The organism is Flavivirga aquatica (assembly GCF_001747085.1).
Taxonomy (GTDB): domain Bacteria; phylum Bacteroidota; class Bacteroidia; order Flavobacteriales; family Flavobacteriaceae; genus Algibacter_C; species Algibacter_C aquatica.
On the sequence record NZ_MDJD01000043.1, the window covers coordinates 89,947 to 106,814 of the forward strand.

The 16,868-nt window shown below is 30.4% G+C and carries 17 protein-coding genes; 16 read left to right on the forward strand and 1 reads right to left on the reverse strand.

What is annotated here, in order from left to right; all coding sequences use genetic code 11:
- Nucleotides 1-16 precede the first annotated feature (16 nt).
- The 6 genes from A8C32_RS09870 (at nucleotide 17) to A8C32_RS09895 (ending at nucleotide 8,062) form a co-directional block, all read left to right on the forward strand.
- Complete coding sequence (locus A8C32_RS09870; RefSeq protein ID WP_069830271.1) at nucleotides 17-985, forward strand: aldo/keto reductase; 969 nt, start codon at nucleotides 17-19, stop codon at nucleotides 983-985.
- Nucleotides 986-1,145: 160 nt separating this feature from the next.
- The gene (locus A8C32_RS09875; protein WP_069830272.1) at nucleotides 1,146-4,844 is read left to right on the forward strand and encodes a metallophosphoesterase; all 3,699 of its coding nucleotides are present in this window, start codon (nucleotides 1,146-1,148) and stop codon (nucleotides 4,842-4,844) included.
- A gap of 73 nt (nucleotides 4,845-4,917) precedes the next feature.
- Complete coding sequence (locus tag A8C32_RS09880) at nucleotides 4,918-5,532, forward strand: ion channel (RefSeq protein WP_165605826.1); 615 nt, start codon at nucleotides 4,918-4,920, stop codon at nucleotides 5,530-5,532.
- Nucleotides 5,533-5,561: 29 nt separating this feature from the next.
- Nucleotides 5,562-6,401, forward strand: coding sequence for a helix-turn-helix domain-containing protein (locus tag A8C32_RS09885; RefSeq protein WP_069830274.1), 840 nt, complete (start codon nucleotides 5,562-5,564; stop codon nucleotides 6,399-6,401).
- Nucleotides 6,402-6,489: 88 nt separating this feature from the next.
- A complete protein-coding gene (locus tag A8C32_RS09890) occupies nucleotides 6,490-7,047 on the forward strand; it encodes a YbhB/YbcL family Raf kinase inhibitor-like protein (RefSeq protein WP_069830275.1) in 558 nt (185 codons plus the stop codon).
- A 463-nt stretch (nucleotides 7,048-7,510) separates the two neighbouring features.
- Nucleotides 7,511-8,062 (forward strand): hypothetical protein, encoded by a 552-nt coding sequence (locus A8C32_RS09895; RefSeq protein WP_069830276.1) that lies wholly within the window; start codon nucleotides 7,511-7,513, stop codon nucleotides 8,060-8,062.
- Nucleotides 8,063-8,139: 77 nt separating this feature from the next.
- Here A8C32_RS09895 and A8C32_RS09900 read toward each other — a convergent pair whose 3' ends face one another.
- Nucleotides 8,140-8,979 carry a hypothetical protein gene (locus A8C32_RS09900; protein ID WP_069830277.1) on the reverse strand — a complete coding sequence of 280 codons (840 nt, stop codon included), beginning with the start codon at nucleotides 8,977-8,979 and terminating at the stop codon, nucleotides 8,140-8,142.
- A gap of 50 nt (nucleotides 8,980-9,029) precedes the next feature.
- On the opposite strand from A8C32_RS09900, the gene A8C32_RS09905 reads away from it, so the two are divergent.
- The 10 genes from A8C32_RS09905 (at nucleotide 9,030) to A8C32_RS09945 (ending at nucleotide 16,867) form a co-directional block, all read left to right on the forward strand.
- A complete protein-coding gene (locus tag A8C32_RS09905; protein WP_069830278.1) occupies nucleotides 9,030-9,716 on the forward strand; it encodes a glycerophosphodiester phosphodiesterase in 687 nt (228 codons plus the stop codon).
- Complete coding sequence (locus A8C32_RS09910; protein ID WP_069830279.1) at nucleotides 9,713-10,924, forward strand: BaiN/RdsA family NAD(P)/FAD-dependent oxidoreductase; 1,212 nt, start codon at nucleotides 9,713-9,715, stop codon at nucleotides 10,922-10,924. The genes A8C32_RS09905 and A8C32_RS09910 overlap by 4 nt, the downstream gene beginning before the upstream one ends.
- Entirely contained in the window at nucleotides 10,921-11,451 is a 531-nt protein-coding gene (locus A8C32_RS09915; RefSeq protein WP_240491727.1) for a DUF1697 domain-containing protein, read from the forward strand. The genes A8C32_RS09910 and A8C32_RS09915 overlap by 4 nt, the downstream gene beginning before the upstream one ends.
- Before the next feature lie 72 nt (nucleotides 11,452-11,523).
- The gene (locus tag A8C32_RS09920) at nucleotides 11,524-12,642 is read left to right on the forward strand and encodes a diphosphomevalonate decarboxylase (protein ID WP_069830281.1); all 1,119 of its coding nucleotides are present in this window, start codon (nucleotides 11,524-11,526) and stop codon (nucleotides 12,640-12,642) included.
- Nucleotides 12,643-12,700: 58 nt separating this feature from the next.
- Nucleotides 12,701-12,904, forward strand: a complete 204-nt coding sequence (locus A8C32_RS21085; protein WP_240491728.1) for a four helix bundle protein — start codon at nucleotides 12,701-12,703, stop codon at nucleotides 12,902-12,904.
- An 8-nt stretch (nucleotides 12,905-12,912) separates the two neighbouring features.
- Nucleotides 12,913-13,047, forward strand: coding sequence for a four helix bundle protein (locus A8C32_RS21090; protein WP_240491729.1), 135 nt, complete (start codon nucleotides 12,913-12,915; stop codon nucleotides 13,045-13,047).
- 36 nt (nucleotides 13,048-13,083) lie between these two features.
- Nucleotides 13,084-14,019, forward strand: coding sequence for a mevalonate kinase family protein (locus A8C32_RS09930; RefSeq protein ID WP_069830282.1), 936 nt, complete (start codon nucleotides 13,084-13,086; stop codon nucleotides 14,017-14,019).
- A gap of 56 nt (nucleotides 14,020-14,075) precedes the next feature.
- Complete coding sequence (locus tag A8C32_RS09935; RefSeq protein ID WP_069830283.1) at nucleotides 14,076-14,978, forward strand: geranylgeranylglycerol-phosphate geranylgeranyltransferase; 903 nt, start codon at nucleotides 14,076-14,078, stop codon at nucleotides 14,976-14,978.
- Nucleotides 14,979-14,982: 4 nt separating this feature from the next.
- Complete coding sequence (locus A8C32_RS09940; protein WP_069830526.1) at nucleotides 14,983-15,930, forward strand: carbon-nitrogen hydrolase family protein; 948 nt, start codon at nucleotides 14,983-14,985, stop codon at nucleotides 15,928-15,930.
- A 79-nt stretch (nucleotides 15,931-16,009) separates the two neighbouring features.
- Nucleotides 16,010-16,867: a pseudouridine synthase gene (locus A8C32_RS09945; protein ID WP_069830284.1), complete on the forward strand. Its 858-nt coding sequence runs from the start codon at nucleotides 16,010-16,012 to the stop codon at nucleotides 16,865-16,867.
- The last annotated feature ends 1 nt before the right edge of the window (nucleotide 16,868 follow it).

Sequence of the window (16,868 nt, forward strand, 5' to 3'; positions counted from 1 at the left end):
ATAGGGTAGGTTTAATATGAGTACCAATAAAACAATAACTAAAATAGGATTAGGGCTTGCTGCTTTGGGTAGGCCAGAATATATTAATATTAGATCTGGTAGCATTGTAGATAAATCTGAAGAAGCTTTTAAAAGTAACGCATTATCTGTACTGGATGAAGCCTATAATTTTGGTGTTCGATATTTTGATTCAGCGCCATCATATGGTAAGGGTGAAGCTTTTTTAGAAGCTTGGAATACAGCAAGAAAACATAAGGATGTTATTTTGGGAACAAAATGGGGCTATACCTATTTGGCTAATTGGAAGTTAGGTTTTAAAGGGCAGCATGAAGTAAAAGAACATTCGTTAACTAAATTGTTAGAGCAGTGGGGAACATCTAAAAATATGTTTCCAGAGCTAAAAATCTATCAAGTGCATTCAGCTACTTTTGAAAGTGGTATATTAGAAAATAAGGAAGTACTAAAACGACTTTATAGTATTAAAAAAGAAATAGGTTTACAAATTGGTATTACGACTAGTGGAGCAAATCAAAAAGAGGTTATTGAAACAGCATTAAAAGTTCAAGTTGATGGAGAACTACTGTTTGATAGTTTTCAAGTAACTTATAATATTTTTGAGCAATCTACTTTATTAGTATTAAAAAAAGTACTTCAGCAAGGTAAATCAGTTATTATTAAAGAAGCTTTAGCAAATGGACGTGTCTTTAAAAATGAAAACTTTCAGCACTACGGAGTATTTTATAAAAAACTGAGTGAATTATCCCAGAAGTATCAAGTTGGAGAAGATGCTATTGCATTGCGATTTATAATAGATAGTTTGCAACCAACCTATGTGTTAAGCGGTGCTTCAAATACAAACCAGTTAAAATTGAATTTAAAGGCTTTAGACTTTAATCTAACAGAGCAGGAATTAGATTTTTTTAAATCAATAAAAGAATCTCCTAAAAAATATTGGGAGGAGCGGAGCTTGTTGAGCTGGAATTAAATAATTTTACATAAATTTAAACTTAAATTCTATATTAAGATTTTGTAATGAAGCTTGAGTTTATAATAAAGTATAGAAAATCGTTATGTTTTACAATAATTTCAAGCTGGAATAGATTTTATAATATAGAAGAAGAGACAACTAATCCATTATAAACAATATGAAAGTAAGCACTAAAATTAGTTCTGCTTTTTTTGTTATTTTATTATTGAATGCCTGTGCAACTTATAACCCTCATTATAAGGAAGCAAATATCAATAGTGACTTTCCAGAAAAGGAGATTGTACATTCTTTTTACTTAATAGGTGATGCGGGAAATTCGCCATTAAGAACACCTTCTAATGCATTAAAAGCATTTAAAAAAGAACTTAATAAAGCTTCAAAACACAGTACTGTACTTTTTTTAGGCGATAATATTTATCCAAAAGGGCTTCCTAATAAAAGTGACGAAGGACGTGCTTTTGCAGAACATCAACTTAACGAACAAGTAGGAGTTGTAAAAGATTTTAAAGGCAAAACCATATTTATTCCTGGTAATCATGATTGGTACAATGGTGGTTTAAAAGGTTTAAAAAGGCAAGAGAAATATGTTGAAAATAAGTTAGGAAAAAATACTTTTCTACCAGAAAACGGTTGCCCTATTGAAAGGGTGAAAATTTCCGATGATATTGTTTTGATTGTTATAGACTCAGAATGGTATTTAACAGACTGGAATAAACATCCAACCATAAATGATGATTGTGAAATTAAAACAAGAACCAAGTTTTTTGATGAATTAGAGGGCGAAATTAAAAAAGCTAGAGGCAAGACAACGTTAATAGCCATTCATCATCCTATGTTTTCTAATGGATCTCATGGTGGTCAATACTCATTTGAAAGTCATATGAAGCCTTTACCTGTTTTAGGAACATTAAAAAATGTAATTCGTAAAGCAGGAGGTGTAACCATAGTAGATATTCAGAATAAATTATATAATACCTTTAGAAAACGTATTATTACACTTGCTCAAGAAAATGATAAAACTATTTTTGTATCTGGTCATGATCATAATCTTCAATACATCGTTCAGGATAATTTACCACAAATAGTAAGTGGAGCAGGCTCAAAAGAAACACCAACTCGTAATGTTGGAGGCGGTCAATTTTCTTATGGAGCATCAGGTTATGCACGTTTAGATATTTTTAAGGATGGCTCATCTTATGTTCGGTTTTATTCAAATAATGAAGTTATTTTTCAAACAGAAGTTCTTTCGAAGGATAAAAAAGAGATTCCTGGAAATTATAAATCAACATTTCCAGACACTCAAGTAGCATCTATTTATGCCCAAGAAGAAATAACTAAAAGCGGGTTTTATAAATCGCTTTGGGGAAATCGTTACAGAGAAGATTTTGGAACACAAGTTAAAGCGCCAACAGTAAATTTAGATACTTTGTTGGGCGGTTTAAAACCTATGAGAAAAGGAGGTGGACACCAATCGAAATCATTACGATTAAAAGATAAGCAAGGGCGCCAATATGTTATGCGAGCGCTACGTAAAAATGCCATTCAATATTTACAAGCTGTAGGGTTTAAAGATCAATACATAGAAGGACAATTTAACGATACTTTTACCGAAGACTTATTGCTTGATGTGTTTACAGGATCCCATCCATATGCACCATTTACTATAGGTAAACTATCGGACGCTGTAGGTGTTTATCATACCAATCCTGTATTGTATTATGTGCCAAAACAAAAGGCATTAGGGCAATATAATAACGAATTTGGTAACGAGCTGTATATGATAGAGGAGCGTACAGACTCTGGACATGGAGATAAAGCAAGTTTTGGGTTTTCTAATACATTAATAAGTACAGACGATGTTTTAAAAAAACTGAATAAAGATGAAGACTTTCTTCTTGATGAAGCCGCTTATATAAGAGCCCGTTTATTCGATATGCTTATTGGAGATTGGGATAGACATGAAGACCAATGGCGTTGGGCAGTATTTAAAGAAAAAGGAAAAACGGTATATCGCCCTGTACCAAGAGACCGGGATCAGGCATTTTCAATTATGGCAGATGGAGCTTTATTAAATGTAACCACTACCATTGTACCTGCTTTACGATTAATGAGAAGTTTTGATGAAGAATTAAAGAGCCCAAAATGGTTTAATTTAGAACCCTATCCTTTAGATATGGCTTTAATTAATCAGTCAGGGAAATCAGTTTGGGATGCACAAGTCACGCGTATTGTAAATAATTTAACCGATGCTGTTATTTATGAAGCTTTTAAAAGCTTTCCACCAGAAGTTAATCAAAGTACAATTAAAACCATCAGAGAAAAACTAATAGGAAGACGTGCTAATCTTCAGAAAATATCAGATAGCTATTATAAGCATATTAATAAATACGCTGTTATAAAAGGAACTAATAAAGACGATTGGTTTGATATTGAGCGTTTACCAGAGGGACAAACTAAAGTAACGGCATATAGAATAAAGAAAGGTAAAAAAGATGGTATGTTCCATCAGCGTACATATACTTCAACAGATACCAGAGAAATTTGGATTTATGGATTAGATGATGATGACAGGTTTGAGGTTTTTGGAACAGGTAACCAACTTATTAGAGTAAAATTAATAGGAGGTCAAAATAAAGATGTTTACAATATAACTAATGGAAAGAAACTTAAAGTTTACGATCATAAAACTAAAAACAATGAGTTTTTAACCAGTAATGGTGCTAAAAAGTTAACAGACGATTATGAAACGAATGTTTACGATTATAAGAAGTTAAAGAATAATTCAAATCAATTTATACCTTCATTAGGAGCAAATCCAGATGATGGTTTTAGAGTTGGGTTTGTAAATACTGTTACACGTTATGGGTTTGAGCGTAATCCATTTACAGTGCAACATATTATTTCTGGAGGATATTATTTTGCAACCCAAGGTTTCGATTTTGGTTATAAAGGTGAATTTGCAAATGTTATAGGGCATATGAATTTAGAAATAGACGCTAAGTTTACAAGCCCGAATTATTCAATGAATTTTTTTGGTTTTGGTAACAGTACACCAAACCCAGAAGCAGATGAAAATGATGGACTAGATGTCGATTTAGATTATAATCGAGTTAAGTTAAGCACCTTAAAGTTTGCACCATCTTTAATATGGAGAGGTCGTATAGGCGCAAGTTTTGAAATAGGGTTATCTTATGAATCTATTGAAGTAGAAGAAACTGAAGGGCGTTTTATTAACGATCAATTTATTGGTGACGATGTTGAGGTTAATGATGATTTTTATGGAATTCATGCAAAATATCAATTTAAAAACTCAAATAATGAAGCATTTCCAACACTAGGGATGTTATTTGCTATTGAGACTGGATATAAAAATAATACAGATGAATCTAGAGGGTTTGGGTATTTAATTCCAGAACTTGGGATTGATTATAAATTGGTGTCAAGTGGACAATTAGTTTTAGCAACAAAACTTAAAGGACATATTAATTTTGGAGATGATTTTGAGTTTTATCAAGCTGCAAACATTGGTGCAAACAATGGCCTGCGTGGTTTTAGAAACGAACGATTTACAGGGAAGAACGCTTTTGTGCAAAGTACAGATTTACGTTTAAATTTACATAAGATGAAAACCAGTTTATTGCCATTAAATATAGGGCTTTACGGTGGTATGGATTATGGACGAGTATGGGTAGACAATGCCTTATTATTAGATGCTAATCATAATTCTAATGGTTGGAATACATCAATAGGTGGTGGTGTTTATGCCAATGCAGCAGATATGATGACATTTAATCTGTCTGCATTTTCTAGTGATGACGGCGTACGTTTAGCGTTTAGATTAGGATTTGGGTTTTAATATTAAGATTAGTATGGTTAAAGAATTGTATAAACATAGGTTTGAGATTTTCTTTTTAACACAGCTTTTTATTTTGTTTGGATCATTACTTTTTCCAAACGATTTTTTTGAAGACATATTAACGCCAACGTTGTTTTTAATTAATACTATGGCAGGCATATTGTTGATTTCAAAAAAGAAAAAACTAATGTGGTTTTTAATAGGTCTTTTTGCGGTTTCATTACTTGTTTTTGGAAGTAGTATGTTGAAGAAAGATACCGATTTTCAAGAGAATTTTTTAATCCGTTTAAGTGTTTATTTTATTTTTTACATCTTCGTTACACATCAAATAATATTGCAAATATGGAGAGCTAAACGTGTTAATAATACTGTGGTTATTGGTTTAATGTGTGGTTATATATCATTAGGTTTTATTGCGTTTTTCTTATTTACAACGATAGCTCTTTTAGAGCCAAACTCGTTTAAAGGTGTTATTATACAAAGTAGTAATATTGATATGGGCTTAGATAGTATTATGTATTATTCATACATAACCTTAATGACTATTGGTTATGGAGATATTGTTCCAGTAACGCCTTTAGCTCAAAAGGCAGCTATTATTACAGGGCTTATGGGACAATTCTATTTAGTAATTGTAACCGCTATTATTGTTGGTAAATATATTCAGCATAATACAAGTTTGGATTAACGATAAAATACATCTGAGATAATCAAAATATGCAAATAATTAATTTACCAGAAGATTTAAAAACTGGAGGCTCTAGTGTTTTCAAGGTTTTTGATTATCAAACATCTAAAGAAAGTTTGAAACAAATGGTATCTCTAGGGCAGAATACATTTAGTTTTTTAATGGAAGGTCATAAAGAAGTGTTTGCTGATAAGACCTCTGTTTCTATAGAAAATTCAAACTTCTTATTGATGAAATCTGGCCATTGTTTGATGACTGAAAAACTTTCTAATACCATTGATAATTATAGGAGTATTTTATTTTTCTTTACAGATGAATCTCTTCTAAAATTTATTCAAAAACATAAAATATCCATTAAAAAGTATAGTAATCGAGCATCTGTTCATACTTTTAAATACGACGATTATTTAAAGGTATTTGTTAATGGACTTATAGATATAAGTAAATTTAAATTAGAACTTCAAACAAAGTTATTAGAGTTAAAATTTGAAGAGCTTATGTTGTATTTAATAGAGACTAAAGGTGTAGAATTCATTTTTTCTTTAATACCGCATGTAGGCAGTCAACTTCAACATTTTATAGAGATTGTAGAGTCTAATAAATTAAACAAATTATCGTTAAAAGAGCTTGCTTTTTTATCGAATATGAGTGTGTCTACATTTAAACGAGAATTTGAAAAACATTTTCATAATTCACCAAGTAAGTGGTTTCAAGAAAAAAGACTGGAACATGCCGCTTTTTTATTAAAAGAAAAGTTAGAAAGACCATCAGATATATTTGAAGATATGGGGTATGAAAACTTATCTAACTTTATACAAGCGTTTAAAACAAAGTATGGCGTTACTCCAAAACAATACCAATTAAATTGAGCTTTTAGCAATACTTTTTGAGCGGAATCAAATACATCATATTCTTATTTGACTCATAAATTTGTATTTATAATTAAATACGAATATTATGAAGAGAACAAATTTTATTTTAGGAATATTATTAATGGTGTCAAGTGCGTTATTTGCTCAAAACACGTTTACATTGTCTAGCAGTAGCTTAGGTGGAGAGTCTACAATTAATGAAGAGTTTAATGGTTTTGGTTGTACAGGAAAAAATCAATCTCCTCAGTTATCTTGGAAGAACGCTCCGAAGGGTACTAAAAGTTTTGCAGTAACAATGTACGACCCAGATGCGCCAACTGGTAGCGGATGGTGGCATTGGCTTGTGTTTGATATTCCGTCTAAGGTAAACGAATTGGTAGCTAATGCAGGTAATGTCAAACTTAATTTAACACCAAAAGGAACTATTCAAAGTATAACAGATTATGGAGCAAATGGATATGGAGGTCCTTGTCCACCAGAAGGACATGGCTTACATCAATATATTATTACAGTTTATGCCTTGAAAACAGATAAACTTGGGTTAAATGAAACGACTAATCCAGCTGTGGTAGGTTATTATCTTTGGAATAATACGTTGGCAAAAGCGAGCATAGTAACATATTATAAGAGAGAAGAGAAATAAGTATTTATACAATGTTAAAAAAGGGTGTATGGTTTTAATCCATACACCCTTTTGTTGTTTTTTGAATAGTATATTAATTGTTATTTTGTTTGAAAGAATTTATTTTAGCAGAATAAAGATTTTATTTCAAATTGTTGAGCAACCATTTTATAAAACATGTATCTTAATGTCAGTATTGTATATACTTATAAATAAAAAATGATAAAAAACTATATTCTAAATAATCATGTCAAGTATAGTGTTGTTAGAAAGTTCCTAATAATATCACCAACTATATAATAGAAATTAGCAAAAAATATTAAGACTTGACAGAGTAATGAAATATTATAAACATCAGTTCATGTCTTTTTTAAGAATTAATAGGTTGGTAGTCATTATGTTTTGATGAGTTTAATAATGAATAAATTAAAAATATATTTCAATAAGATTTCCTACTTAATTTTAATTAAATACCCCCAGTATTATGTCAAAACTAGTAATCATTATTTCATTATCCCTTTTAGTTTTCTTTAGTTGTAATTTTTCAACAAATTCTAAAAATACAATACGAATTAAACGACCAGAAGCCCTTATTGTTTTACTTGAAACAATAAACAGTGATCCTTCAAATATTAAATATGCTCAACATAAGGTTTTAGGTAGGCTATTGTATCGTTTAATGGAATATAAATTTGATTCTAGTTGTAATAGCACTGCCATACATAGTGATTTAGAAAAATCAGCATTAGTTGTTTTAGATAATGGAATTAAGAAACCTAGAGATTATTATGAAATACTTTCATATATGCTTCAAATAGAAAATGCTAATATATGCTGTGAACTTTATAAAGATGAAAAAACAGGATTATACAAAACTAGAGATATAGCAATGAACCCAAACTATATAATAGATAATGAAATTAAGTTGCGAGAATGGTTAATTTCAGATGAGAAAAATCAAATTCGTTTAAATCAAATTTTATCTAATAAAAACATAAATAATCGAGAAGATTGGTATGAAACGGAATCTATATAGTTTATGTTTTAAATGAATCTTTAATATTTTTTTGTATCTATATGATTAAATAATAAAAATAGGATTGACTTAGTGGATTATAGCCCAAATTCATACAAATTTCCGCCATCACCATGTGCTTTTTCATCAGTAATGTATACTGTTTTAGCATTTTTAAAACAAATACCTTCTTTTTGTGTGTCAGAATGAAAATTGTAGGTTTTAACCGTTCCGTTAAAGAAATTGTCTGAAACAAAATTGGTAAAAACAAATATGGACTTTTGAGTAAGTAGAGCTACTTGTTTACCGTCGTTACTAATATCTGCTGATGTTACCCAACATTGTAAATCGCTACAGGAGTTAAATGAACCTATAAATTTTGCAATGTGCTTGCCTTTTTTAGCAGGAATTTTATATAAATATGTTTTTCCATAATTGTTTTTTACACGACTTTTAGTAAACAGATATAAGTTATTGTTAAAATGAAAAAAAGCTTCGCAGTCGAAGTGCATATTTTTCTTTTTGGGAGGGAATTTTTTTTGATTTGGATATTTAAAAGAAATACGTTTAATGTCAACTTTATCAGAACTATATAAATCATCATTATTAACTTTTAATATAGCTAGATTTTTTCTTTTATTGGTGTTATTGCCAAAATCCCCAATGTAGAGATTGCCTTTTTTATCTGAAGTTAAATCTTCCCAATCGTTGTTTTTGGCGTCAATTTTTAGTTTTTGAATGATTTCTCCTTGGTTGTTTAATCCGAATAGTTTAGGAGCATTGCCACTATCATTCAGCATCCAAATAAAATCAGAATTTATTGTAGTTTCTATACCAGAAACTTCATTTAAAGCTTTTGGAAGATCTGCAATAATGTTTGAATTCGTAGTTTGACAACTAAAAATTAATAATAAAGTTAATAAGAGTAATTTATTCATTTGACCAAAATAATAAATATTAAATTTACATTTTTTGAATTTAAAATTAAATGAATAGAAACTGTTTGTCTATAGGGCACAGAGGAGCCAAAGGACATATTACAGAAAACACTTTAGAGTCTATACAGTGGGCTTTAGATTTTGGAGTTGATGGTATTGAAATAGATGTACATTTATGTGCTTCTGGTGAGTTAGTGGTATTTCATGATTTCACATTAGATAGAATTACAAATGGTACAGGTGAAATTTCAAAAAAGACACTTACTGAATTAAAAAAAATTAAAGTAGAGGATAAATATAGTATACCTACGCTAGAAGAGGTCTTAAATGTTGTTAATAGAAAATGTTTTATAAATATTGAGCTAAAGGGGGAGGAGACTTTTAAAGAGATCTGTAGAATAATTGATCGTTATGTCGCAGAAAAAGGTTGGAAGTATCAAGATTTTATAGTGTCTAGTTTTCAAGAAGCTTTACTTTTGTCTGTATACAATATTAATAAAAAAGTACCTTTAGGAGTACTTACAGATATAAATTTAGAACAGTCGGCTGTTTTTGGTAAGACTATAAATGCGATCGCGATTCATCCAGACTATACGATGCTAACTAAAGAAAATATAGCAAAATTAAAGCAAGGTTATAAAGTGTTTACTTGGACGGTAAATAATAAACAAACCATAGAAAGAGTAAAGAGCTATGGTGTAGATGGTATCATTTCAGATTTCCCAGATAGTATATGATTGAAAAAGACGTAATAATTGTAGGAGGTGGAGCGGCAGGTTTTTTTGCAGCCATTAATATTGCGGAGCAAAATCCGAAATTAAAAGTAGCTATTTTAGAACGTGGAAAAGAAGGGCTCCAAAAGGTGAAAGTTTCAGGAGGAGGTAGATGTAATGTCACACATGCAGAATTTATCCCTTCAGAATTGGTACAGAGTTATCCACGTGGTGAAAAAGAACTTTTAGGACCATTTCATCAATTCATGACGGGCGATACTATAGAATGGTTTGAAAAAAGAGGTGTTGAACTTAAGATAGAAGATGATGGACGCATGTTTCCTGTAACTAATAGTTCGCAAACGATTATAGATTGTTTTTTAAGTGAAGCCAAAAAACATAAGGTTGATATATTATACAATCATTCAGTACAATCTATAAAAAAACATAATGACAGGTTTTCTCTAGAAACTTCCCAAGGTGAATTTTCATCAGAAAAATTATTAATTGCAACAGGAAGTAATACTAAAATATGGAAGCTTATAGAAGGCTTTGGGCATACTGTTTCTCAGCCTGTTCCCTCATTATTTACGTTTAATATAAAAGACGAACGTATAACCGATGTTCCTGGAGTGGTCGCTTTACATGTAGAGGTGAAAGTTATAAATACAGATTTATGGAGTGAAGGCCCTTTGTTGATTACGCATTGGGGAATGAGTGCTCCAGCAATTTTAAAACTATCTGCTTTTGGAGCTTTGGAACTTGCTAAACGTGATTATAAATTTCAAATAGAAATTAATTTTATAAGACAGTCTTTTAACGATTGTTTGGAGGTTTTAAAAATTTTAAAACAAGACTTAGCAAAAAAAACAGTGTATAAATCGACGCAATTTGATTTGCCTAAACGCCTTTGGCATAAGTTAGTTTTAGCATCAAATATGAATGAAGAAACCCGATGGGCAGATTTAAATAAATCACAATTAGAAAATTTATCAAGCCAATTAACAACAGCTATTTTTAATGTTGATGGAAAAAGTACGTTTAAGGAAGAATTTGTAACTGCAGGAGGAATCAATTTAAAAGAAGTTAATTTTAAGACCTTTGAAAGTAAATTACATAAAAATTTATATTTTGCTGGAGAAGTGATAAATGTAGATGCAATTACTGGTGGGTTTAACTTTCAAAATGCTTGGACTGGTGGTTATATTGTTGCTAAATCAATTTCAAAATGATGAAAAAATACATAGCATTACTAAGGGGGATAAATGTTAGCGGATGTAAAAAAGTTCCTATGGCAGAATTACGAGAATTACTTTCTAAGGTAGGGTTTAGAAACGTTCAAACCTATATTCAAAGTGGGAATGTGGTATTTCAATCTTCAGAAGGTAATAAACAGGCCTTAGAAGAAATAATTCAAAATGAAATCCAACAGTGTTTTGGATTTGAAGTTCCTGTTTTAGTGCTAACTTCATCAGAAATAAAAGAAATCTTTGATAGTTGTCCTTTTTCAGAAGAAAAAAAAGAAAAAAGTTATTTTACATTATTACATACAACTCCAAGTCAAGAATTGGTTATTTCTACATTAAAAGAGGATTATCCAAACGAAACATTTTATATTAAAGATCAATGCGTCTATTTCTATTCTTTAAACGGATATGGAAAGGCAAAGTGCAACAATAATTTTTTTGAACGAAAATTAAAAGTTTCAGCAACAACAAGAAATTATAAAACTATGGTAAAGTTGATAGCAATGTCATGAGTTATCGAGTAAGACCATTAGATATTTCCTATTTTTGCCAAAAATTAATCATTGATTTCTGATATTTAATATATGACAGAGCAACAATTTATCCCGCAACCTTACACGAATTCAGTTGAAAACGGAAGTTTTACTTGGTCGTCTCCAAGTAATATTGCTTTGGTGAAATATTGGGGAAAAAAGAAAGATCAAATCCCAGAAAACCCATCTATTAGTTTTACTCTAGATCATTGTAAAACCACAACAATATTAAGCTTTTCTAAAAAAGAAAATCAAGATAGTTTTTCTTTTGAAGTCTTTTTAGATGGAGAAAAGAAAGATGATTTTAAACCTAAAATCGAGACGTTTTTTAAACGAATTGAGGTGTATTTGCCTTTTTTAAAAACGTATCATTTTAAAATAGAAACATCTAACACATTTCCGCATAGTTCTGGTATAGCCTCATCGGCATCTGGTATGAGTGCTTTGGCATTATGTTTAATGAGTATGGAAAAAGAGCTTGTGTTAAACAGTGCTCTAAGCAAAGTTGAAGGGGGTAAAGAAAATTTTGAAGATTTTTTTACTCAAAAAGCATCCTTTTTAGCAAGATTAGGTTCGGGAAGTGCATGTAGAAGTCTTGAAGGTGATTTGGTTGTCTGGGGAGAACATGAAAATGTTGTAGGAAGTTCAGATTTATTTGGAGTTAAGTATCCGTTTGAGGTACATCAAAATTTTAAAAATTATCATGATACAATTTTATTAGTAGATAAAGGTGAAAAGCAAGTAAGTAGTACTGTTGGGCATAATTTAATGCATGGTCATGCATTTGCGGGAGAACGTTTTAAACAGGCTCGCACTAACTTATCTCACCTAATTAATGTTTTAAAAGAAGGTGATTTAGATGCTTTTATAGCTCTAGTTGAAAGTGAAGCATTAACGCTTCATGCGATGATGATGACGAGCATGCCATATTTTATTTTAATGAAACCAAATACTTTGGAAATTATAAATAAGATTTGGGCGTATAGACAAGAGTCTGGTTCTAAAGTATGCTTTACTTTAGATGCAGGAGCAAATGTACATGTGTTGTATCCAGAAAAAGAATCGGGAAAAGTACTCGAATTTATTAAGAACGAGTTAGTTGGATATTGTCAAAATGGTCATTATATTAGTGATAAAATTGGTTTTGGAGCAAAATTAATTAATAATTAAATAGATAATAGTGAATAATTAAAATGTATGTTTATCGCTGATTTTAATTCAAATTATTATGAAACAAAATGTTATTAAAGATAAAAGCTTTAGTTTTGCAGTAGATATTATAAATTTATATAAGGAATTGGCATACAATAAGAAAGAATATGTAATGTCAAGACAATTATTAAAATCAGGAACATTAATAGGTGCAAATATGAGAGAAACAGAATTTGCCCAAAGTAAACCGGATTTTGTAAGTAAGGTCAATAAGTCTTAAAGAAACAAATGAAAACCGATTATTGGTTAGATTTACTTGATGAAACTAAATTTATTGATGAAGATGAATTTAAAGTATTTAAACCCAAATCAATCGAGATGTTGAGATTATTAGTGAATATAGTTAAATCATCTAAGCATTGATTATTAATTTTACATTATTAATTTTTAATTAATTTTATGAAAGGACCGCTTTTTTACTCGAAAATATTACTCTTTGGAGAATATGGAATTATTAAAGATTCTAAAGGTTTATCTATCCCCTATAGTTTTTATAATGGCGCTTTAAAGGCAGATGAAAATCTTTCTGAAAATGAAAGTGCTAAAACATCTAACGAAAGTTTAAAGCGATATATTGATTATTTAGAAAAGATTAATCCTGAATTAGTTCTTTTTGATATTGAGCTATTAAAGCGTCATGTAAATACAGGCATGTATTTCGATTCGTCTATACCTCAGGGTTATGGAGTAGGGAGTAGTGGCGCCCTTGTAGCTGCTATTTACGATAAATACGCTCAAGATAAGATTACGGTTCTAGAAAATTTAACAAGAGAAAAGCTTTTAAAGCTTAAAGCTATTTTTTCTGAAATGGAATCATTTTTTCATGGTAAATCTTCAGGGTTAGACCCTTTAAATAGCTATTTAAGCATTCCAATACTTATAAATTCTAAAGATAATATTGAAGCAACAGGAATTCCTTCTCAAAAAACAGAAGGTAAGAATGCTGTATTCTTATTAGATAGTGGTATTATAGGAGAAACAGCACCTATGGTAAGTTTGTTTATGGAAAACATGAAGCAAGAAGGTTTCCGTAGTATGCTTAAAAATCAATTTATTAAACATACAGATGCTTGTGTTGACGATTTTTTAAATGGAGATATAAAGTCTTTATTTAGAAATACAAAACAATTATCGAAAGTGGTTTTAAGTCATTTTAAGCCTATGATTCCACAGCAATTTCACGAATTGTGGAAAAAGGGTATAGAAACAAATGAATATTACCTAAAGCTTTGTGGTTCTGGTGGTGGTGGATATATTCTAGGATTTACTGAGGATATAGATAAAGCAAAACAATCTCTTGCAGCTTATAAATTGGAAGTTGTTTATAATTTCTAAGTGTTTGTCATCGTTAATGTTATAGTTGATGAACTCTTAATTAAATTACTTCTTTTATGTTAACCCGAAGACAGAAACACATTTTACTTAAGTTTTTTAGTATGTTTTCTGTAGTTAGAGGCTATAATATATTAGTTATAGTAGTTGCTCAATATTTAACTTCTATTTACATTTTAGCACACGATAAAGCTTTAAAGGAAGTTGTTTTTGATGTTAATTTACTCATATTGGTTTTAGCTTCGGCGGCAACTATAGCTGGAGGTTATATTATTAATAATTTTTATGATTCTGAAAAAGATTTAATAAACAGACCTATTAAATCTAGGTTAGATAGATTGGTAAGTCAAAATACAAAACTGTCTTTTTATTTTGTGCTTAACTTTCTAGCGGTTGTAATGGTAAGCTATGTGTCTTTTAGTGCCGTAATTTTCTTTGCTGTTTATATTTTTGCTATTTGGTTTTATTCACACAAATTAAAGAAAATGCCTTTTGTAGGTAATATAACTTCTGCAATTTTAACTATAACACCATTTTTTGCCATTTTTATATATTATAAAAACTTTGAAACAGTCATTTTTGTTCATGCGATGTTTTTATTTTTAATAATTTCGATGCGAGAATTAACTAAAGATTTAGAAAATATAAAAGGTGATTTAGCTCATAATTATAAAACGATTCCTGTAGTTTATGGGGAGAAAGCCTCAAAAACAATGCTGACTATATTGTTTTTATTAGCATTAGTTCCTGTATATTTTTTGCTTTATAAGTATGAAGTAGGACATATGTATTTCTTTTTTTATCTGAGTGTTTTATTATTGTTAGTGTTTCTTTTATTACTTTGGAAATCTAAAACAAAAACACAATATTTAGTGCTTCATAATATTTTGAAATTTATAGTTCTTGCAGGTGTTTTTAGCATCTTATTAATTGATGTTAGTGTTATTTTAAATCGAATTTAGTATGATGAATAATTTATTAAAAGTTGTGCTTGCACAAATTTCACCAGTATGGTTAAATAAAAAAGAGACTTTAAAGAAAGTTGAAAATTCTATTATTGAAGCCTCAAAAGAAGCTTGTGAATTAATTATTTTTGGAGAAGGGTTAATTCCTGGATATCCTTTTTGGTTAGCATTAACGGGAGGAGCAGAATGGGATAAAAAGGTAAATAAAGAGATACATGCGCATTACGTTAGAAACTCAATTACTATTGAAAATGGTGATTTGGATACTGTTTGTAAGCTGGCTAAAGAGCATAATATAGCAATTTATTTAGGTGTTATTGAACGTCCTCTAGATAGAGGAGGACATAGTGTATATGCATCTTTAGTGTATGTTAATCAAGAAGGTGAGATTCAATCTGTTCATAGAAAATTACAGCCTACTTACGATGAGCGTTTAACTTGGGCTCCTGGTGATGGGAATGGTTTGCAAGTTCATCCCTTAAAAGATTTTACGGTAGGTGGTTTAAATTGCTGGGAAAATTGGATGCCGCTACCTAGGGCAGCATTATATGGTTTGGGAGAAAATTTACATATTGCCGTATGGCCAGGTAGTGAATATAATACCAAAGATATTACACGTTTTATAGCGAGGGAGTCTCGTTCGTTTGTAATTTCGGTATCTAGTTTAATGAATAAAAATGATTTTCCAAAAGATACACCTCATTTAGGTGAAATTCTAGAAAATGCCCCAGACGTTTTAGCTAATGGCGGAAGTTGTATCGCAGGACCAGATGGCGAATGGGTTACAGAGCCTGTTTTACATAAAGAAGGTTTAATTATTGAAACTATTGACTTTAATCGTGTATTGGAAGAACGTCAAAACTTTGATCCTGTTGGACATTATTCAAGACCAGATGTAACAAAACTTAATGTTAATAGAGAACGTCAATCTACTGTTGAATTTAAATGATTATAAACTAGTAAAGGTTATTTAGCTTTTGATGTTTGAAAGCCAATGTCTTTACTTACCTTTGCAAAAAATTAAAATTATGAGTAAGCAACGTAATAACAAGAGTAAGGGGAAACCATCTGGTAGAGGGCATGAGACAAGTAGGAATACAAGTTATGCTCGAGGTAATGCACCTATAAAACCAAATAAAGGAGGTTCTAAACCTTCTACTCCTGCAAAAAAATCGAATCCAGATGAGATTAGATTGAATAAATACGTTGCTAATGCAGGAATATGTTCGCGTAGAGATGCAGATGTACATATTGCTACAGGTCTTGTTTCTGTAAACGGTAAAGTAATTACAGAAATGGGATATAAGGTAAAGATTGGTGATGAGGTAAGATATGATGGAGCTCGAATTAATCCAGAGAAAAAAGCTTATGTATTGCTTAACAAGCCAAAAGGTTTTGCTACAACTACTAGTGAAGGTAAAGGTAGAACAGTTATGGATTTAGTTGCTAATGCTACAAATTCAAGAATAAAACCTATAGGGCGCTTAGGGCGTAACTCGAAGGGCTTACTTTTGTTTACTAATGATGAAAGTATTGTAAGTAAATTTACTAATTCTAAACACGGGATAGCGCGTTTATTCCATATAGAATTAGATAGAAACTTAAAACTAGAAGATTTAAAAAAGATCCAAGAAGGCTTTAAGATAGAAGGTAAACTTTTTAGTGTTGAAGAGATTAGTTATATAGATAGCGCTTCAAAAAAAGAGATTGGTTTAAAAATTAAAAATACAGGGAATATACTAATACGAACTATTTTTGATTATTTAAAATACGAGATCGTAAATTTAGATTGTGTTGCTATTGGGCATCTTACTAAAAAGGATATTCCACGTGGTAGCTGGAAACACTTAACCGAGCAAGAATTGAATACGCTTAAGATGCTATAAA